Raw genomic sequence first — 19227 nt, forward strand, 5'->3', positions numbered from 1 at the left:
GCCCGCCCGTCACTGCACCTGCGCGAACAGCGGCTCGAACCGCTTCGTGCCGATCTTGCCGTGCGCGACGGCCTTGGCCGCCTCAAGGTTCGCCGGCGCGTCGCCGACCACCACCAGGCCGATCATCCCCATGATGTAGTGGGGCGAGCACTTGATGCCGTAGACGCCCGGCTTGTCGAAGGTCACCACCTCCTCCTTGCCGACGACGGTCTTGAACGGCGCCGCGCCCTCGGGCGCCATGCCCTTGATCAGTTCGGCGTTGTGGCCCTTGTCCGTCGGGACGAACCGGATGCTGTCGCCCGGCGCCAGCTTCACGAAGGCCGGCTCGAACACCATCATCCCGTCCGCGCCGCTGTTGAGGGTCTTGACCGTGACCTCGGCCGCCGTCGCGGTCGTGCCGATGGTGGCGCACAGGGCGACCGTTCCGGCGAGCAGGCTCAGCTTCATCATGCGTTTCCTCGAATAATTCTGAACAGTATCGATGGTTTCCGTCGACGGTTATCAAATAAAACATCGACGAGTAATAGGCAAATTTTCCGATACTTAATAATTGGAACAAGTCTATTCATGGATAGATCTTGGACCCCGCCGGTGGGCACGGTTCCTGCCTGTGGTCCCCGGCGGCCGCCCGCTCCGCCCTTCCAAAACCGGGCGGCGGCGTGTAGACGCGACGCCTAACGACAATCCATGCCGCTCGCGCCCGCACACGGCAGTCCCCGATGGGGCGTCGTGCGTGCCCGGGCGCGTGTCCGCAAGCCAGGGCCCCCGATGCCGAAACGCACCGATCTCTCCACGATCCTCATCATCGGTGCGGGCCCGATCGTCATCGGACAGGCGTGCGAGTTCGACTATTCCGGCACCCAGGCGTGTAAGGCGCTCCGCGAGGAGGGCTACCGGATCGTGCTGGTCAATTCGAACCCGGCGACCATCATGACCGACCCGGACATGGCGGATGCCACCTATGTCGAGCCGATCACCCCGGAGATCGTCGCCAAGATCATCGAGAAGGAGCGCCACGTCGCGCCGGGCGGCTTCGCCCTGCTGCCGACCATGGGCGGCCAGACGGCGCTGAACTGCGCCCTGTCCCTCAAGAAACTGGGCATCCTGGAGAAGTTCGACGTCCAGATGATCGGCGCCACGGCCGAGGCCATCGACAAGGCCGAGGACCGGCAGCTGTTTCGCGACGCCATGACCAAGATCGGCCTGGAGACGCCGAAATCGGCCGTCGCCAACGCCTCCGCTGCCAAGAAGGTCGACCGCGAGAAGTACCTCGCCGAAATCGCCAGGATCGAGACGGTCATGGAGGGGGAAGACCGCGCGGCGGCGCTGCGGGCCTTCGAGAAGAAGTGGCATTCGGGCGAGTCCGAGCGGCGCAAGCGCTACGGCGAGCACGCCATCGGGCAGGCGCTGATCGCGCTGGCCGATGTCGGTCTGCCGGCGATCATCCGCCCGTCCTTCACGATGGGCGGCACCGGCGGCGGCATCGCCTACAACCGGGAGGAATTCCTGGACATCGTCGAGCGCGGCATCGACGCCTCGCCCACCAACGAGGTGCTGATCGAGGAGAGCGTGCTCGGCTGGAAGGAATACGAGATGGAGGTCGTTCGCGATAAGAACGACAACTGCATCATCGTCTGCTCTATCGAGAACATCGACCCGATGGGCGTCCATACCGGCGATTCCATCACGGTCGCGCCCGCGCTCACGCTGACCGACAAGGAATATCAGGTGATGCGCGACGCGTCGCTCGCGGTGCTCCGCGAGATCGGCGTCGAGACCGGCGGCTCCAACGTCCAGTTCGCCATCGACCCGGCCACGGGCCGGATGATCGTCATCGAGATGAACCCGCGCGTGTCGCGCTCGTCGGCGCTGGCCTCGAAGGCCACGGGCTTTCCCATCGCCAAGGTCGCGGCCAAGCTCGCCGTCGGCTACACCCTCGACGAGATCGCCAACGACATCACGGGTGGGGCGACCCCGGCCTCGTTCGAGCCGACCATCGACTACGTCGTCACGAAAATTCCGAGGTTCGCGTTCGAGAAGTTCCCCGGTGCCGAGCCGACGCTCACCACCGCCATGAAGTCCGTCGGCGAGGCCATGGCCATCGGCCGCTGCTTCGCCGAATCGCTCCAGAAGGCCCTGCGCTCCCTGGAGACGGGGCTGACCGGCCTCGACGAGATCGAGATCGAGGGCCTCGGCAAGGGCGACGACCACAACGCGATCAAGGCCGCGCTCGGGACCCCGACCCCCGACCGGCTCCTCAAGGTCGGTCAGGCCCTACGCCTCGGCGTCAGCCACGCGGAGGTCCACGCCTCCTGCAAGATCGACCCCTGGTTCCTGGAGCAGCTCCAGGCGATCGTCGATCTGGAGAACCGGGTGAAGGCCCACGGCATCCCGACGACGCCCGGGGCGCTGCGCCAGCTCAAGGCCGCCGGCTTCTCCGACGCGCGCCTCGCCGTGCTCGCCAGGACCGACGAGGATTCGGTGCGCAAGAACCGCCGGGCCCTCGGCGTCCGCCCGGTCTTCAAGCGCATCGACACCTGCGCGGCCGAGTTCAAGGCGCCCACCGCCTACATGTACTCGACCTATGTCGCGCCCTTCGCCGGGACGGTCGTCGACGAGGCCCAGCCGACGGACGCCAAGAAGGTCATCATCCTCGGCGGCGGCCCGAACCGGATCGGCCAGGGCATCGAGTTCGACTATTGCTGCTGCCACGCCTGCTTCGCGCTCACCGAGGCCGGCTACGAGACCATCATGGTCAACTGCAACCCGGAGACGGTCTCGACCGACTACGACACCTCGGACCGGCTCTACTTCGAGCCCCTGACCGAGGAGGACGTCCTCGAGATCATCGAGACCGAGCGTCAGGCCGGCACGCTCCACGGCGTCATCGTGCAGTTCGGCGGCCAGACCCCGCTGAAGCTCGCCCGCGCCCTCGAGGCCGCCGGCGTGCCGATCCTCGGCACCTCGCCCGACGCCATCGATCTCGCCGAGGACCGCGACCAGTTCAAGCGCCTCCTCGACAAGCTCGGGATGAAGCAGCCGAAGAACGGCATCGCCTACTCGGTCGAGCAGAGCCGGCTCGTCGCCGCCGACCTCGGCCTGCCCTTCGTGGTGCGGCCGAGCTACGTGCTCGGCGGCCGCGCCATGGCGATCATCCGCGACGAGACCCAGTTCGCCGACTACCTCCTCGACACCCTGCCGAGCCTGATCCCGTCCGACGTCAAGGCGCGCTACCCCAACGACAAGACCGGGCAGATCAACACGGTTCTGGGCAAGAATCCGCTGCTGTTCGACCGCTACCTGTCGGATGCCACCGAGATCGACGTGGACGCGATCTGCGACGGCACCGACGTGTTCATCGCCGGCATCATGGAGCACATCGAGGAGGCGGGCATCCATTCGGGCGATTCGGCCTGCTCCCTGCCATCGCGCTCGCTCTCGCCCGAGACCATCGCCGAACTGGAGCGTCAGACCAGGGCCATGGCCCTGGCGCTGCAGGTCGGCGGCCTGATGAACGTGCAGTACGCCATCAAGGACGGCGCCATCTACGTGCTGGAGGTGAACCCCCGCGCCTCCCGCACGGTGCCGTTCGTGGCCAAGGTGATCGGCGAGCCCATCGCCAAGATCGCCGCCCGCGTGATGGCCGGCGAGCCGCTCGCGAGCTTCGGTCTCAAGGCCAAGGTCCTCGATCACATCGCCGTCAAGGAGGCGGTGTTCCCGTTCGCGCGCTTCCCCGGCGTCGACGTGCTGCTCGGCCCCGAGATGCGCTCCACCGGCGAAGTCATCGGCCTCGATTCGAGCTTCGGCGTCGCCTTCGCCAAGAGCCAACTCGGCTCGGGCACCCAGGTGCCGAAGAGCGGCGCGGTGTTCGTCTCCGTGCGCGACGCCGACAAGGCGCGCATCCTGCCCGCCATCCGCGAACTCGCCGGCCTCGGCTTCACCATCGTGGCGACCAGCGGCACCCAGCGCTACCTCACCGAGAACGGCGTGCCGACGGAGCGGGTCAACAAGGTTTTGGAGGGCCGGCCGCACGTGGTCGATTCCATCAAGAACGGCGACATCCAGCTCGTGTTCAACACCACCGAGGGAGCCGGCGCCCTGTCGGACTCGCGCTCGCTCCGCCGCGCGGCCCTCTTGCATAAAGTGCCGTACTACACCACTCTTGCGGGGGCGATGGCGGCGGCCGAGGGGATCAAGGCCTATCTGGAAGGCGATCTCCAAGTCCGCGCCTTGCAGGAATACTTCGCGGCCTGAATCATCGCGTTGCGGGTGACTTGCGTCACGGCCGCGACGCATTAGGTTCCGGACGATCTTATTCTGGCCCGGGGGGAGCGGTATCGCTTCCTTCGGGCCTCTTCATTGTGGCGCGAGACGATGACCATAGACAAGGTTCCGATGACGGTGCGCGGCTACGCGGCGCTGGAGCAGGAGTTGAAGCACCGCCAGCAGGTGGAGCGCCAGCGCATCATCCAGGCGATCTCCGAGGCGCGTGCCCTCGGCGATCTGTCGGAGAACGCCGAGTACCATGCCGCCAAGGAGGCGCAGTCCCACAACGAGGGCCGCGTCATGGAGCTCGAGAGCATGATCGCGCGCGCCGAGGTGATCGACGTGACGAAGCTCTCGGGCACCAAGATCAAGTTCGGCGCCACGGTGAAACTCGTCGACGAGGACACCGAGGAGGAGAAGACCTACCAGCTCGTCGGCGAGCCGGAGGCGGACGTGCGCTCGGGCCTCGTGTCCATCACCTCCCCCATCGCCCGCGCCCTCATCGGCAAGGGCGTCGGCGACACCGTCGAGGTGACGACACCGGGCGGCGGCAAGTCCTACGAGGTCGTCGCCGTCCAGTACGGCGCCTGAGCTCCGGCATGCGCAGTCCGATGCGTCGGGCCGGGGCAGGCCTGCTCGGCCTCCTCGCTCTTGCCGTCGCCGCTCTTGCCCTCGCCGCTCCGGCCTCGGCCGAGGGGCTGCCGAGCCTCGGGGCCGAGCGTCTGTCCGGCATCCGCGTCGATGTCGGGGCCCTCGTCGCCCGGGGCGACGGCCCCCGGGCGCAAGTGCTCCAGGCCGACCTGATTCAGGCCCTGCGCGCCGAGTTCGCCGATGTCTCCGGCGGACGCGGCCCGACCCTGGTGGTGCGCCTGCGCACCCTGTCGATGAATTCCTATGTCGGCAACCAGGGCCGCAGCGGCTTCGGCGGCAGCATGGATTCGGACTACCTCGACGGCGAGGCCCTGCTCGTCGGGCGGCGCGGTGAGATCCTGGCCCGGCACCCCCAGCTCTCCGTGGTGCCGGCGAGTTCGGGCGGCGCCTGGTACGATCCCGAATCCGAGCGCCGCCGCGTCGCCGCCATCGCCGCCCATTACGCTGGCTGGCTGCGCCGGGCGCTTCCATCGAATTGACCGGTGGCCGGAATGATCGGCGGGACTGACGGGGTGGCCGGGATTGACGTGGCGGCGCCGATGGCGAATGCGTCCCGGATGCATGCCATGCCCGACCGTTCGGCGACGACCCCCTCCCCCCCGTCCGACATCGCCCGCGCCCGCGCCTGGATCGTCACCGACGGCAAGGCCGGCGACGAGAACCAGTGCCTCGGCCTCGCCGAAACCCTCGGCCTCGCGTTCGAGATCCGGCGGATCGCGCCGCGCCCGCCTTTCGGCTGGATGGCGCCGTGGGGCCCGGTGGATCCGGGCGACCGGCCGGGCCGGGCGCGCGGCGTCCTGTCGGGCCCCCTGCCCGACATCCTCATCGCCTCCGGGCGGCGGGCCGTGCCGTATCTGCGGGCCGTGCGCGAGGCCTCGGGCGGGCACACCTTCACGGCCTTCCTCAAGGATCCGCGCACGGGGCCGCAGACCGCCAATTTCGTCTGGGTGCCGGACTACGACGACCTGCGGGCCGAGAACGTCTTCACCACCCTGACGGCACCTCATCAGGTCTCCGCGGCCCGTCTCGCCGCTGCGCGCGCCCGGCCCGATCCGCGCCTCGCCGTCCTGCCCTGGCCGCGCATCGCCGTGCTGATCGGGGGCGACAGCCGGCACCTCACCTATCGCAACGCCGACATGCGCCGCCTCGTGCGCGATCTCACCAAGCTCGCCGAGGGCGGCTGCTCGCTGATGCTGACGGTCTCGCGCCGCACGCCGCCGGCCCTGCGCGACGCCCTCGAAGACCTGGTCGCGGCCAAGGGCGGGTTCTTCTGGGACGGGACGGGGGAGAACCCCTACGTCGCCATGCTGGCGCTCGCCGAATCCATCGTGGTCACGTCGGATTCGGCCAACATGGTCGGCGAGGCGGTGAGCACCGGTGCCCCGGTCCTCCTGTTCGATCTGCCGAAGACCTATATCCGTCATAGGCGGCTGTTCGCCGGCCTCGCCATGGCGGGCGCCCTCAAGCCCTTCATCGGGCGTTTGGAAGCCCTGCGCTACGGACCCCTCGACGCGACGCCGGCCATCGCGCAGGCGATGGCCCGGGCCTACGACGCGCATGTCGCGCGTCTGGCGGCCGGCCCATCCTGAAGGAGACGAAATCGATGGCGCACACCCATTCCAAGCTCGTCATCATCGGCTCGGGACCGGCCGGCTACACCGCCGCCATCTACGCCGCCCGCGCCATGGTCGAGCCCCTGATGATCTCCGGGTTCCAGCCCGGCGGCCAGCTCATGATCACCACCGACGTCGAGAACTATCCGGGGTTCGCCGAAGCCATCCAGGGGCCGTGGCTCATGGAGCAGATGCGCGCCCAGGCCGAACATGTCGGCACGACGATCGTGTCCGAGTACATCACCAAGGTCGATCTCAAGGTCCGCCCGTTCCGGCTGGAAGCCGATTCCGGCGAGACCTACTCGTGCGACGCCCTCATCATCGCCACGGGCGCCCAGGCGAAGTGGCTCGGCCTGCCGTCCGAGGCGGCGTTCCAGGGCTTCGGCGTCTCGGCCTGCGCCACCTGCGACGGCTTCTTCTTCCGGGGCAAGGAGGTCGTCGTGGTCGGCGGCGGCAACACCGCCGTGGAGGAGGCACTCTACCTCGCCAACCTCGCCGCCAAGGTGACGGTGGTCCACCGCCGGGGCGAATTCCGGGCGGAGCGCATCCTGCAGGAGCGCCTGTTCAAGCATCCCAACGTCGAGGTGCTGTGGCACCACGCCGTCGAGGAGGTCTGCGGCACGCAGAAGCCGCCGTCCGTCACGCACCTGCGCCTCAAGGACGTGCGAACGGGCGAGATCGTCGAGCGTCGGACCGATGGCGTGTTCATCGCCATCGGCCACCAGCCGGCCACCGCGATCTTCGAGGGCCAGCTCGCCATGCGCGACGGCGGCTACATCGACACCAAGCCCGGCACGACCCATACGGCGATCCCCGGCGTCTATGCGGCGGGCGACGTCACCGACGACGTCTATCGCCAGGCGATCACGGCCGCAGGCATGGGGTGCATGGCGGCCCTGGACGCCGAAAAGTTCATCGCCGCCCTCGACGTCGGCGAGACCCCACAGCAAGCTGCGGCGGAATAGCGATTTTACGTCGATCCGGCTTGCGCCGGGCCGCAACACGATCGCAAGATCGAAGTCCTAACCCGAGCGCTGACGGCATGGGCCGTCGGCGCTCGTCGCATGGAAGACCGCCCCGCGTTTCGGGGCGGCGTCCCTGTGGCGCGGCGGCTCTTCGGTCGGCAATCGCCGGCGGGACGGCGCCGGGGTGCGTACGGGAGTGGACGCCGTGGACTGGGACAAGATCCGCATCTTCCTCAACGTCGCGGAGGCGGGCAGCTTCACGCGGGCGGGCGACGATATCGGCCTGAGCCAATCGGCCGTGAGCCGGCAGATCAGCGCCCTGGAGCGCGAACTGAAGGCGCCCCTGTTCCACCGCCACGCGCGCGGCCTCATCCTCACGGAGCAGGGCGACCTGCTCTTCCGTGCCGCGCGCGATATGAAGCTGCGCCTGGAGAACACCCGGGCCCGGCTCGTCGAGACGAGCGAGCGCCCGTCCGGCGACCTCAAGGTGACGACGACGGTGGGTCTCGGCACCTCGTGGCTCGCCCAGCGGGTGGCCGAGTTCCTCGACCTGTACCCCGATGTCCGCGTCGAGATGATCCTCACCAACGAGGAACTCGACCTCGCCATGCGCGAGGCCGACGTCGCCATCCGCATGCGGCGCCCGGCCCAGCCCGACCTCATCCAGCGCCGGCTGTTCACCGTGCACTACCACGCCTACGCGTCGGCCGATTACGTCAAGCGCTTCGGGGAGCCGAAAAGCATCGCCGACCTCGACAACCACCGCCTGATCTCGTTCGGCGGCAACGAACCGTCCTACCTGCTCGCCACCCACTGGCTCGCCACCGTCGGGCGCGAGGGCCTGGAGCGCCGGCCGATCCACTTCACGGTGAACAACATCACCGCCCTGCAGCAGGCCATGGAGACGGGCGCCGGAATCGGCATCCTGCCAGACTACGCCGTGGAGAGCGGCACCGGCCTCGTCCAGGTCATGCGCGACAGCGAGATGCCGCACATGGAGAGCTACCTCGTCTACGCCGAGGAGATGCGCACCGTCGCCCGCGTCCAGGCGTTCCGGGACTTCCTCGTCGCCAAGGCGCAGCGCTGGATCTATTGAGCCCCGTCCCGGACGCCCGGAGCGAAAGCGCGGGGTGACACCAGACCTTGATGAGCCCGACTCATCGCGGTCTGCCCGCGCGACCGCGCGGCGGCGGTCGTCCGCCGGGCCTCGTTTCCCCCAACCATGGGTTGGGGGCAACGAGAACAAGTATGAGCCGGGACCCAGCGCCAAAAGCGCCGCGTCAGCGGCTCGATCCCATCGTCGCTGAAGGATGATGGCGCTTCGCGACGCTTCGTGCTGGCCCCCGGCTCGGGTTTCGCTCCGCGACACCCGTCCGGGGAAAGGCCGCCGAGGACGCCCCGTCGGAGCGGCTCACACGAAAAGCCGCTCCTTCTCCAGGCCCTTGTAGAGCCCGGCGACCTGCTCGCCGTAGCCGTTGTAGATCAGCGTCGGCACGCGCTGATCGGTGCCCAGCACCCGCTCCGTCGCCTGGCTCCAGCGCGGGTGCGACACGGCCGGGTTGACGTTGGCCCAGAAGCCGTACTCGGCCGCCTGAAGGCCCTCCCAGAAGGTCTTGGGCCGCTCGGCCACGAACGAGACCTTGGTGATCGATTTGACCGACTTGAAGCCGTATTTCCACGGCACCGCCAGGCGGATCGGGGCGCCGAACTGGTTCGGCAGCGCCTTGCCGTAGATGCCCGTGACCACGAAGGCGAGGTCGTTGGCCGCCTCCGCCATGGTGAGCCCCTCGACATACGGCCACGGGTACAGGAACGAGCGCTGGCCCGGCGCCATCGACGGGTCGTTGAACGTCTCCATCCGGATGTACTTCGCCCCCGAGGCGGGCTTGGCCAGCGCCACGAGCTTCGACAGGGGGAAGCCCGTCCAGGGGACGGCCATGGACCACGCCTCGACGCAGCGATGGCGGTAGAGCCGCTCCTCCAGGGTCACCTTGCGGACGAGGTCCTCGAAGCCGATCTCGAACGGCTTCTCGACGAGGCCGTCGATCTTGATGGTCCACGGCTTGGTCTTCAGGGCATTGGCCGCCGGCAGCACGCTCTTCGACATGCCGAATTCGTAGAAGTTGTTGTAGTCGCCGCTGAACTTCTCCGGCGTCACGGCGCGGTCGAGGGCGTAGGTCTCGTTGCGCGGGGCCGGGTACAACCCCGGCTCGGTGGCCGCGTGCGCGCCGCGGGGCCCGAGAATCGAGGCCGCCGCGAGGCCGGCGGCACCGCCGAGCCAGGCGCGACGATCGAGGAAGAGGCTCTCCGGGGTGGCGAGGCGCTCCGGGATTTCCCAGCCGCGCGGGCGCTTGATGTGCATGTCGGTTCCCTCGACCCATGGCGGCGGGGTCACGGGGGAACCCCCGCGACGCCGCCCATGCCCCATCATACGAATGGGACGGCCGATTGGTTACAGGCCCGCGCGCGTCACGAAGCGGGCGGATCGTCGCGCAGGGCCCGGCGCAGGACCTTGCCGACATTGGTCTTCGGCAGGGCCTCGTGGAACACCACCCGGCGCGGCACCTTGTAGCCCGTGAGCTGGGTTCGGGCGAAGGCCCGCAAGATGTCGGGCGTGGTCTCGTCCCCCGAACGTCGGACCACGTGGGCCACCACCATCTCGCCGGTCTCGTCGTGGCGCGCGCCGACGACGGCGCATTCGAGGACGCCGGGATGGCCGGCCAGCACCTCCTCGATCTCGTTGGGGTAGACGTTGAATCCCGAGACGAGGATCATGTCCTTCATCCGGTCGACGATGCGGACCTGCCCATCGTCCTCGAACACCGCGACGTCGCCGGTGCGGAAATAGCCGTCCGGCGTGGTGGCGCGCGCGGTCTCGTCGGGGCGCTTCCAGTAGCCGGCCATGACCTGGGGGCCGCGAACGCACAGCTCACCGGGCTCGCCGGGGCCGGCCTCCCGCCCGTCGGCGGTGCGGATGGCGACCTCCGTCGAGGGCAGGGGAAAGCCGATGGTGCCGGACCATTCGGCCAAGCCGGGGGGATTCACGCACACCACGGGCGAGGTCTCGGACAGGCCGTAGCCCTCGACGATGGTGGTGCCGGTGAGCGCCTTCCACTTGCCCGCAACGGGCGCCTGCACCGCCATGCCGCCGGCGATGACGAAATCGATGTGACCGAAGTTCACGGCCCCGATGCCCGGGTGGTTCACCAGGAGGTTGAACAGGGTGTTGACGCCCGACAGGTGGGTGAAGCGGTTGGCCCTGAGGGTCTTCACGAAGCCGTCGGCGTCGCGCGGGTTCGGGATCAGGAGGCAGCATCCGCCGAGCCTCACGAACAGGAAGAAGCAGCAGGTCAGGGCGAAGATGTGATAGAGCGGCAGCGCGGTGATCATCACCCGCTCGTGGCCGTCATCGCCGTCGATGCGGAACCAGGTCTGGCACTGGACAACGTTGGCCACGATGTTGCGGTGGGTCAGCATCGCCGCCTTGGCGACCCCCGTGGTGCCGCCGGTATATTGCAGGAAGGCGATGTCGTCGGGCGCGAGGGCGATGGTGGGCCGTGGCAGGGTCCGGCCCAGCCGCACGACCTGATCGAACCGGACCGTGCGCTCGGGTGGCAGAGTGTAGGCCGGCACCGCCTTCTTCAGGTGGCGGCTCGCCCAGCCGATGGCCCGACCCTTGAGGCCGAGGCCGTCGCCCGGCCCGGCGACGACGATGCGCTCGAGGCTCACGTCGGCGAGGGACGCCGCCACCGTGTGGGCGAAGTTCTCGAGGACGAGCAGGGCGCGCGCCCCGGAATCGTTGAGCTGCGCCGTGAGTTCCCGTGGCGTGTAGAGCGGGTTGACGTTGACGACCGTGCAGCCGGCGAGCAGGACCCCGAAGATCGCCGTGGGGTAGGCCGGCACGTTGGGCATCATGATCGCGATGCGGTCGCCCTTGCCGAACCCCTGCGCGGCGAGCCACGCCGCCAGCGCCCGGGCCGACGCGCCGAGCGCCGCATAGGTGATGCGGGAGCCGAAGCACTGCACGGCCGGCCGTTGGGGATGGCGCCGCAGGGTGTCCTCGAACAGGTCGACGAGGGTGCCGAGGCCGGCGACATCGATCTCCGCCGGCACCGCCGGCGGGTAGGCGGACAGCCACGGGCGCTCGGGGCCACGACGAGGGGCCACCCGATTTTGGGCCATTGCGAACCTCCCTGTGATGTGGCGCAGCGGCTTGGTGCCGATTTCGTTCACATCTAAACTATCTTCTCGGATTTACCCGCGCGGATCAACCCGCCGCGGACCGATGGTGGCCGATGCGGCGCCCGGCTGTCGAGCCGGCCGAGCCCGGCAAGGAAAAGGGGGCAACGGACAGGAGGGCAAGGGACAGGAGGGCATGGGGCAGGAAGGCGAGGAGAACCAGGGCGGCGGCGAGTCCCGCCTCCCAGCCCGCGAGCGGGCGGCGCGGCCAGGCGCCGAGACCGGCGGCGTGGGCGAGGCCGAGGACCGCAAGGGCGAACCACAGGGCCAGGATCCGCATCAGCACCCGGCCTCCGCGCGCCAGAAGCCATCGGCCCCATCCCCCGCTTTCTCGAAAGGTGCCGGCCGTGAGAAGCCCGCCGAGACCGAGGGCGAGGCCGAACACGAACGCGGCCGAGGCGGCACCGAGGCCGTAGGCCACCGCCATGGATTGTCCGGTGAGGAAGGCCATGCCGCCCGTGGCGAAGCCCGCGCGCAGGGTCGGGCCGCCGAAGGTCGGGTACAGGCAGGCGGCCAGAAGCCCCGTGATCGCGACGGCGCCCCCGACCACGCGCCGAACGGGACCGCTCGGCCCCGGCCGCAGCGTTGCGACGAGGAGACGGGCCAGACCGTACACGATGGCGGCGGCGAACAGCGGGTAGCGGTCGAGAAAGAAGCCGTAGAACCGCGCGTCGACCATGCCCGGCAGGGCCGTGCGCTGGCTGAACCCCGTCAGCCAGGTCAGTCCGATGGCGAGAATGGCGGCCGCCACCGGGCTCAGCGCCCAGGCGGCGGCGGTCACGCGGCTCACGCCTCGTAGTTGTCGCGCACGAGGCGGTCGAGGAGGCGCACGCCCCAGCCGGCGCCCCAACTGCGGTTGATCTCCGAGGACGAGGACGACATGGCCACCCCCGCGATGTCGAGATGCGCCCACGGCACGTCGTTGGTGTAGCGCTTGATGAACGAGGCGGCGGTGGCGGCACCGCCGTGGCGCCCGCCGGTGTTCTTCATGTCGGCGAACTTCGAATCGATGGCCTTGTCGTAGGCCGGGATCAGCGGCATCCGCCACACGGCCTCGCCGGTCGCATCGCCGGCGGCGGTGAGCTTCGCGGCCAGCGCGTCGTCGGTCGAGAACAGGCCGGCGATGTCCTGGCCCAAGGCCACGATGATCGCGCCCGTGAGGGTGGCGAGATCGACCATGAATTTCGGCTTGTAGGCGCTCTGGATGTGCCAGATCACGTCGGCGAGGACGAGGCGCCCTTCCGCGTCGGTGTTGATGATCTCGATGGTCTGGCCCGACATGGAGGTGACGATGTCGCCGGGGCGGTAGGCGTCGCCGTCGGGCATGTTCTCGACGATGCCGATGGCGCCGACCACGTTCACCTTCGCCTTGCGGGCGGCCAGCGCGTGCAGGGTGCCGACGACGCAGGCGGCGCCGCCCATGTCGCCCTTCATGTCCTCCATGCCGGCCGCACCCTTGATGGAGATGCCGCCGGAATCGAAGCACACGCCCTTGCCGATGAAGGCGATGGGGGCCTCGCCCGCCGCGCCGCCGTTCCAGCGCATGACCACGACGCGGGGTTCCTTCACCGAGCCGCGGGCCACGGCGAGCAGCGCGCCCATGCCGAGGGCCTCGATCTTGCCGGGGCCGAGCACCTCGACCTCGACGCCGAGCTTCGTCAGTTCCTCGGCGCGGCGGGCGAACTCCTCCGGGTAGAGGACGTTCGGCGGCTCGTTGACGAGTTCGCGGGCGAGGATCACGCCCTCGGCCACGGCGTCGGCGGCCATGGCGGCGGCCTCGGCGGCGGCCGGATCGGACACCAGCAGGGTGAGCGCCGTGCCGCGCGTCTCCTCGCCCTCGGGCTTCTTCTTGGTCTTGTAGCGGTCGAAGCTGTAGTGGCGCAGGCGCGCGCCGAGCGCGAAGTCGGCGGCGTTGGCGCCCGTCACCGTCACGCCCGGGAGGGTGAGCGCGAGGCTGGCGTTCCGGCCCGTGACCTTGCCGGCGGTGAAGCCGCCGAGCGCCGGCCAGTCGATCTTGGCGCGGTCCTTCTCGGAGCCGAGGCCGACGACGACGAGGCGGTCGACATCGAGGCCGGCCGGCGCCGGCAGGGAGAGGGCCGAGAGGGACTTGCCCTTGAAGCGCTCGCTGGCGGAGGCGCGCGCCACGAGGTCGGCGGCGCCGCGCCCGATGGCCTGGGCCACTTCGGGGGCGAGGGCGAGGTCGTCGCCGACGAAGACGACGAGGTCGCCCCGGCCCACCGGTCCGAGGGGGCCGAATGCGATCGTGATACCGTCCGCCATGCCTGCAGCTTTCCAAGGTCGCGCCAAGGTCGCGCGGTGGGTTGTGTGCGGCGCGGCACGCCGTGACGGGCGGCGCCGGATCGGTTTCCTGTGTACCCGTTGAGCCGCAGAACGCAACGCGATGGCGCGGCGTGCGAAAGCGCCGTCAAACGGCCCGGTTTGGCGCGCTCACAGCGGGCTCGACGGCGCCTCGGCGCCCGCGCTACATCGGCCGGTCGCCACCTCCATGGCTCGGCCGGATTCCCCCGGGAGATCCGACCGCGAGAACCGATGACGCAGATCGAGCGCTACATCTTCCGGATCGCGTTCGGCGCCTTCCTCGCCTGCCTCGTCGGCCTCACCGGCACGATCTGGGTGACGCAGGCCCTGCGGGAACTCGACCTCATCACTGCCAAGGGCCAGACCCTGGTGATCTTCTTCCTCATCACCGGCCTGTCCCTGCCGACCCTGATCACGGTGATCTCGCCGGTCGCCCTGTTCATCGCCGTGGTCTACGCCCTGAACAAGCTCAACGGCGATTCCGAGCTCATCGTCATGTCGGCGGCCGGGATGAAGCCGCGCCGCATCCTGCGCCCGTTCCTCACCCTCGGCCTCGCCGTGAGTTTCGCCGTGGCGTTCCTGACCATCCAGGTGATGCCGTCCTCGTTTCAGGAACTGCGCGACGTGCTGACCCGGGTGCGGGGCGACTTCATCGCCAACGTGGTCAAGGAAGGCCAGTTCACCAGCCTCGACAGCGGCATCACCTTCCATTTCCGCGAGCGCGGGCCCGGCGGATCGCTGCTCGGCATCTTCATCCAGGACAAGCGCGAGGCGGGAAAGAGCGTGGTCTACCTCGCCGAGCGCGGCCAGGCGGTGGAGTACGGCGGCCAGAGCTACCTCGCCCTGGAGAAGGGCAGCGTCCACCGCCAGCAGAAGGATTCGCGCGACTCCTCGATCATCACTTTCGAGCGCTACACCGTGGATCTCGCCGCCTTCACCCCTCCGGATTCGGAAGTGACCTACAAGCCGCGCGAGCGCTCGACCACTCAGCTGTTCTTCCCCGACCGGTCGGAGGGGTACTACCAGCTGCAGAAGGGCCGTTTCCGCGCCGAGCTGCACGACCGCCTCTCGTCCTGGCTCTATCCCCTGGCGCTGACCTTCATCGCGTTCGCCGCACTCGGCGATCCCCGCACCACGCGCCAGGGCCGAGGGCTCGCCGTGGCCGGGGCGGTGCTCGCCGTGGTGGTGCTGCGCATCGCGGGATTCGCCGCCACCAGTGCCGCCACCCGCAGCCAGGGCGCCGTGGTGGCGATCTACGCCGTGCCGCTGCTGGCCATCGCGTTCTCCAGCCTCCTGATCTTCCACGGGCCCGCGGTCCGGGCCTGGAACGCGCGCCTCGCCGGGCTCCTGCGCCGTCCCCGCCTCGGACGGGCCTGAGCCGTGAGCGCGCTCATCGGACTCACCCTCGGGCGCTACTTCGCGCTCCGCTTCCTGCGCACGATCCTGGGCGTGTTCCTCACGGTCTTCACCCTGGTCTACACCCTGGATTTCGTCGAGCTGCTGCGCCGCGCCGGCGACGCCGAGGGTGCGTCCACAGGTTTGATGGCGCAGCTCGCCCTGTACCGGACCCCGGCGGTGGCCGAGGGCGTGCTGCCCTTCGCGATCCTATTCGGGTCGATGGCCTCGCTTCTCCAGCTCTCGCGGAAACTCGAACTCGTGGTGGCGCGGGCCGCCGGGATCTCGGCCTGGCAGTTCCTCCAGCCCGGCCTGTTCGTGGCGCTCGCCATCGGTGCCTTCACGGTGGGGGTCTACAACCCGGTCTCGGCCCTGTTGAAGCAGCGTTCCACCGAAATCGAGGCGAAGATCTTCGCCAAATCCACCAAGGCGGGCTCCGGCAAGGACATCTGGATTCGCCAGCGCAGCCTCGACGGGCAGGCGATCCTGCGGGCCGAGACGGCCATCGAGGGCACCACGACGCTGGCCGGCGTCTCGGCCTACACCTTCGACGAGGGCGGCGCCTTCGTGTCCGAGATCGATGCCGCGAGGGCGATCCTGCACGAGGGCTACTGGGAATTGCAGGAGGCGCGCCTCCTCAGCCCCGGCGCGCCGCCGGAGAGCTTTTCCACGTACCTCATCGCCTCGACCCTCGACCCGGGCCAGATCCGCCAGCGCTTCACCCCGCCGGAATCTGTGCCTTTCTGGCAACTTCCCGAGACCATCGCACGCAACGAGCGGGCGGGGTTGGATGCCACGCGCTACCGTCTCCAGTATGATGTGCTCATGGCGCGGCCTGTCCTGTTCGTCGCCATGGTGCTCGTGGCGGCCAGCGTTTCCTTAAGGTTCTTCCGCTTTGGTGGTGTGGGGAAGCTCGTGCTCGGCGGCGTCGCGGCCGGGTTCGCCCTCTACGTCGCCCGGCAGCTCCTCGAGGGGTTGGGCGCGTCGGGGATCGTCACGCCGGCGGTGGCGGCGTGGTTCCCGGCTGTGATAGGAAGTCTTCTCGGTATGCTCACGCTTCTCTATCAGGAGGACGGCTGATGCTGGTCTCTGGATCGGGACACGGGGCGGGATCGTGGCAGGAGTTGGGACTCGCGTTGCGTAAGGTCGCCGACATCGCGTTCGCCGCCGGTTTGCTGGCGCTGCTCCCGGCCGTGGGTTTCACGGCGGCCGAAGCGCGCCCGGCTGCCCAGCCGGAATCCACCTCCAAGCCGGATACCAAGGGAAAACCCGACTCGAAGGGTAAGCCGGGTTCGGGAAAGCCGGCCGAACGCCTCCTCGTCGAGGCCGCCGAGCTCGTCTACGACAACGACAAGAACACCGTCATGGCGCGGGGCAACGCCGAGCTGCATTACGGCCCGCGCACCCTCCAGGCCGACCGCGTCCTCTACGACCGCAACACCAGCCGGGTCTTCGCCGAGGGCAACGTCCGCCTCACCGACGAGACCGGGGCGGTGCTGACCGGCGCCAAGATGGAGCTGACGGACGACTTCAAGAACGGCTTCATCGACGCCCTGCGCATCCAGCAGACCATCGAGGTGAAGGGCCAGCCCGTCCGCACCCGATTCTCGGCCCCCCGCGCCGAGCGCATCGAGGGCGATCGCACGAGCTTCGAGTACGGCACCTACACCGCCTGCGAGCCGTGCAAGAACAACCCGGAGACGCCGCCGCTCTGGCAGATCCGCGCCACCAAGATCATCCACAACAACGAGACGCACACCATCGCGTTCGAGGAATCCACCCTCGAGATCGCCGGCATCCCCCTCGCCTACCTGCCGTATTTCGAGACGGCCGACCCGAGCGTGAAGCGCAAATCCGGCTTCCTCACGCCGCGCTTCATCTCGTCCACGGCCCTGGGCAGCGGCATCGCCACGCCGTACTTCTTCAACCTCGCGCCGGACTACGACCTCACCCTGTCGCCGGCCTTCCTGAGCAACCAGGGCGTGCTGGGTCAGGCCGAGTTCCGCCAGCGCCTCGACACCGGCTTCTACAACCTGCGCCTGTCGGGCATCTTCCAGACGACGCCGAGCGCGTTCCTGCCCGGTCCCCTCGGCGCCGGAGATCGCGATTTCCGCGGCTCCGTCGAGTCCAAGGGCCAGTTCTACATCAACGACCGCTGGCGCACGGGCTGGGACCTCGTCGGCGTCACCGACAAGTGGTTCCTCGACAACTACCGCATCCGCAACCAGAGCATCACCACGGACTATTTCCGCGAGGCGGTCTCGACGGCCTACCTCATCGGACAGGGCGACCGCTCGTGGTTCGAGGCGCGGGCCTACTACTTCAAGGGCCTGTCGAGCTTCGACTGGCAGAAGGAACAGCCCATCGTCGCGCCGGTCATCGACTACGACAAGCGCATCAACGGGCCGGCCCCGCTCGGCGGCGAAGTCCGGTTCGAGGCCAACATCACCAGCCTGACCCGCGAGGCCACGGATTTCCAGGGCGTTCCGCGCACGGGCGCCTACCTCCTGAGCCCGAGCGCCAACGGTCTGAGCTATCCGCTCTACGAGACCTGCCTCACCTTCACCCGCAGCACCTGCCTCATCCGGGGTCTCGCCGGCGCCAACACCCGCGCCTCGGCCCAGGTCTCCTGGCGCCGGACCTTCATCGACGAGGCGGGCCAGGTGTTCACGCCGTTCGCCTACCTGCGCACGGACGCGTTCTTCGTCGATCCGCGCAATTCCGGCTACCAGAACGCCCTCGCGCAGAATCTCACGACGCAGGATTCCGACCTGTCCGGCCGGGTGATGCCGGCCATCGGCCTCGACTACCGCTATCCCTTCGTCTCCAATTTCGGGCCGCTCGGCGTTCACACCCTCGAGCCCATCGCCCAGGTGATCGCCCGCCCGAGCGAGACCCGCATCGGCCGCCTGCCCAACGAGGACGCCCAGAGCCTCGTCTTCGACGACACCTCCCTGTTCCAGTGGGACAAGTTCTCGGGCTACGACCGGGTCGAGGGCGGCCTGCGGACCAATCTCGGCGCGCAGTACTCGGTGGTGACCCCCGCCGGCTGGTACGCGAACGTGCTGTTCGGCGAGTCGATCCAGATCGCCGGCGTCAACTCGTTCCGGCGCGGCGACATCGCCAATGTGGGCCTCGATTCCGGCCTCGAGAACCGCCGCTCGGACTTCGTCGGCCGGTTCCAGCTCTCGCCCAACCAGAATATCAGCTTCATCTCGCGGGCGCGGTTCGACCAGCGGGATTTTGCCGTCAACCGGTTCGAGACGGGCGTGACGGCGCGCTTCGCCCCGTTCCTGCCCCTGGACCTGTCGGTGTTCTATTCATTCTACGAGGCGCAGCCGGCGCTCGGCTTCGTGCACCGGCGCGAGGGCCTGACCGCGTCCGCGACCTACCACGTGACGCCGAACTGGTTCGTCACCGGCTCGGCCCTGGTGGATCTGAGCCACTACCTCGACGTGCGCGACAACTTCGCCGACGCCTACACGGCCTACCTGCAGAACCCCGTCGGCCCGTCGCCGATCTACGTGAATCCGGGCAAGTCCTATCTCTCCGGCATCAGCCTCGGGGCCGGTTATCAGGACGAGTGCACCACGGTGTCGTTGAACTACATCGTCTCCCCCATCGCCACGGCCCTCGGCACCGCGGAGCGCAACCGCACGGTGCTCCTGCGCGTCGAGCTGAAGACCCTGGGCGAAGCGGACCTGCGCCAGAACCTCGGTACGGCCACGACCTCGGACGGCATCGCCACCGTCCGGTGACCCCTGTCGTCTTACTGGGTC

The 19227-nt window shown here is 69.0% G+C and carries 14 protein-coding genes; 9 read left to right on the forward strand and 5 right to left on the reverse strand.

Features of this window, described 5'->3' with window-relative positions:
- Positions 1–9: 9 nt before the first annotated feature.
- Entirely contained in the window at positions 10–450 is a 441-nt protein-coding gene (locus MKK49_RS13485; RefSeq protein ID WP_244029188.1) for a pseudoazurin, read from the reverse strand.
- Between the two features lie 318 nt (positions 451–768).
- On the opposite strand from MKK49_RS13485, the gene carB reads away from it, so the two are divergent.
- The 6 genes from carB (at position 769) to MKK49_RS13515 (ending at position 8591) form a co-directional block, all read left to right on the forward strand.
- Positions 769–4254, forward strand: a complete 3486-nt coding sequence (gene carB, locus MKK49_RS13490; protein WP_244029189.1) for a carbamoyl-phosphate synthase large subunit — start codon at positions 769–771, stop codon at positions 4252–4254.
- A gap of 126 nt (positions 4255–4380) precedes the next feature.
- A complete protein-coding gene (gene greA, locus MKK49_RS13495; RefSeq protein ID WP_187272944.1) occupies positions 4381–4857 on the forward strand; it encodes a transcription elongation factor GreA in 477 nt (158 codons plus the stop codon).
- An 8-nt stretch (positions 4858–4865) separates the two neighbouring features.
- Positions 4866–5396 (forward strand): hypothetical protein, encoded by a 531-nt coding sequence (locus tag MKK49_RS13500; RefSeq protein ID WP_244029191.1) that lies wholly within the window; start codon positions 4866–4868, stop codon positions 5394–5396.
- An 87-nt stretch (positions 5397–5483) separates the two neighbouring features.
- On the forward strand, positions 5484–6506 hold the full coding sequence (locus tag MKK49_RS13505) for a mitochondrial fission ELM1 family protein (protein WP_244029194.1): 1023 nt from the start codon (positions 5484–5486) through the stop codon (positions 6504–6506).
- Between the two features lie 14 nt (positions 6507–6520).
- Positions 6521–7495 carry a thioredoxin-disulfide reductase gene (gene trxB, locus MKK49_RS13510; RefSeq protein WP_244029196.1) on the forward strand — a complete coding sequence of 325 codons (975 nt, stop codon included), beginning with the start codon at positions 6521–6523 and terminating at the stop codon, positions 7493–7495.
- A gap of 205 nt (positions 7496–7700) precedes the next feature.
- Positions 7701–8591, forward strand: a complete 891-nt coding sequence (locus MKK49_RS13515) for a LysR family transcriptional regulator (protein WP_056094777.1) — start codon at positions 7701–7703, stop codon at positions 8589–8591.
- 315 nt (positions 8592–8906) lie between these two features.
- On the opposite strand, the gene msrP is transcribed toward MKK49_RS13515, so the two are convergent.
- The 4 genes from msrP to MKK49_RS13535 form a co-directional block, all read right to left on the reverse strand.
- A complete protein-coding gene (gene msrP, locus MKK49_RS13520) occupies positions 8907–9857 on the reverse strand; it encodes a protein-methionine-sulfoxide reductase catalytic subunit MsrP (RefSeq protein ID WP_244029199.1) in 951 nt (316 codons plus the stop codon).
- A 107-nt stretch (positions 9858–9964) separates the two neighbouring features.
- On the reverse strand, positions 9965–11677 hold the full coding sequence (locus tag MKK49_RS13525) for an AMP-binding protein (protein WP_244029201.1): 1713 nt from the start codon (positions 11675–11677) through the stop codon (positions 9965–9967).
- An 85-nt stretch (positions 11678–11762) separates the two neighbouring features.
- A complete protein-coding gene (locus MKK49_RS13530; protein ID WP_244029203.1) occupies positions 11763–12524 on the reverse strand; it encodes a hypothetical protein in 762 nt (253 codons plus the stop codon).
- The gene (locus MKK49_RS13535; protein WP_244029205.1) at positions 12521–14014 is read right to left on the reverse strand and encodes a leucyl aminopeptidase; all 1494 of its coding nucleotides are present in this window, start codon (positions 14012–14014) and stop codon (positions 12521–12523) included. Before MKK49_RS13535 ends, MKK49_RS13530 begins: the two co-directional genes overlap by 4 nt.
- A 270-nt stretch (positions 14015–14284) precedes the next feature.
- Between MKK49_RS13535 and lptF the strand changes: the two genes are divergently transcribed.
- The 3 genes from lptF to MKK49_RS13550 are packed head-to-tail and all read left to right on the forward strand — an operon-like array spanning position 14285 to position 19206.
- Complete coding sequence (gene lptF, locus MKK49_RS13540; RefSeq protein ID WP_244029207.1) at positions 14285–15430, forward strand: LPS export ABC transporter permease LptF; 1146 nt, start codon at positions 14285–14287, stop codon at positions 15428–15430.
- A gap of 3 nt (positions 15431–15433) precedes the next feature.
- Positions 15434–16528 (forward strand): LPS export ABC transporter permease LptG, encoded by a 1095-nt coding sequence (gene lptG / locus MKK49_RS13545; protein WP_244029209.1) that lies wholly within the window; start codon positions 15434–15436, stop codon positions 16526–16528.
- Positions 16528–19206, forward strand: coding sequence for an LPS-assembly protein LptD (locus MKK49_RS13550; RefSeq protein ID WP_244029211.1), 2679 nt, complete (start codon positions 16528–16530; stop codon positions 19204–19206). The genes lptG and MKK49_RS13550 overlap by 1 nt, the downstream gene beginning before the upstream one ends.
- The last annotated feature ends 21 nt before the right edge of the window (positions 19207–19227 follow it).

This window comes from Methylobacterium sp. J-090, assembly GCF_022829345.1.
GTDB lineage: Bacteria > Pseudomonadota > Alphaproteobacteria > Rhizobiales > Beijerinckiaceae > Methylobacterium.

Excerpts from the sequence above, each read along its gene's own strand:
- MKK49_RS13535 (WP_244029205.1), bottom strand. The coding sequence starts at position 14,014 with ATGGCGGACGGTATCACGATCGCATTCGGCCCCCTCGGACCGGTGGGC.
- lptF (WP_244029207.1), top strand. The coding sequence starts at position 14,285 with ATGACGCAGATCGAGCGCTACATCTTCCGGATCGCGTTCGGCGCCTTC.
- MKK49_RS13525 (WP_244029201.1), bottom strand. The coding sequence starts at position 11,677 with ATGGCCCAAAATCGGGTGGCCCCTCGTCGTGGCCCCGAGCGCCCGTGG.
- MKK49_RS13505 (WP_244029194.1), top strand. The coding sequence starts at position 5,484 with ATGCCCGACCGTTCGGCGACGACCCCCTCCCCCCCGTCCGACATCGCC.
- trxB (WP_244029196.1), top strand. The coding sequence starts at position 6,521 with ATGGCGCACACCCATTCCAAGCTCGTCATCATCGGCTCGGGACCGGCC.
- MKK49_RS13550 (WP_244029211.1), top strand. The coding sequence starts at position 16,528 with ATGCTGGTCTCTGGATCGGGACACGGGGCGGGATCGTGGCAGGAGTTG.
- carB (WP_244029189.1), top strand. The coding sequence starts at position 769 with ATGCCGAAACGCACCGATCTCTCCACGATCCTCATCATCGGTGCGGGC.
- MKK49_RS13485 (WP_244029188.1), bottom strand. The coding sequence starts at position 450 with ATGATGAAGCTGAGCCTGCTCGCCGGAACGGTCGCCCTGTGCGCCACC.
- msrP (WP_244029199.1), bottom strand. The coding sequence starts at position 9,857 with ATGCACATCAAGCGCCCGCGCGGCTGGGAAATCCCGGAGCGCCTCGCC.
- MKK49_RS13500 (WP_244029191.1), top strand. The coding sequence starts at position 4,866 with ATGCGCAGTCCGATGCGTCGGGCCGGGGCAGGCCTGCTCGGCCTCCTC.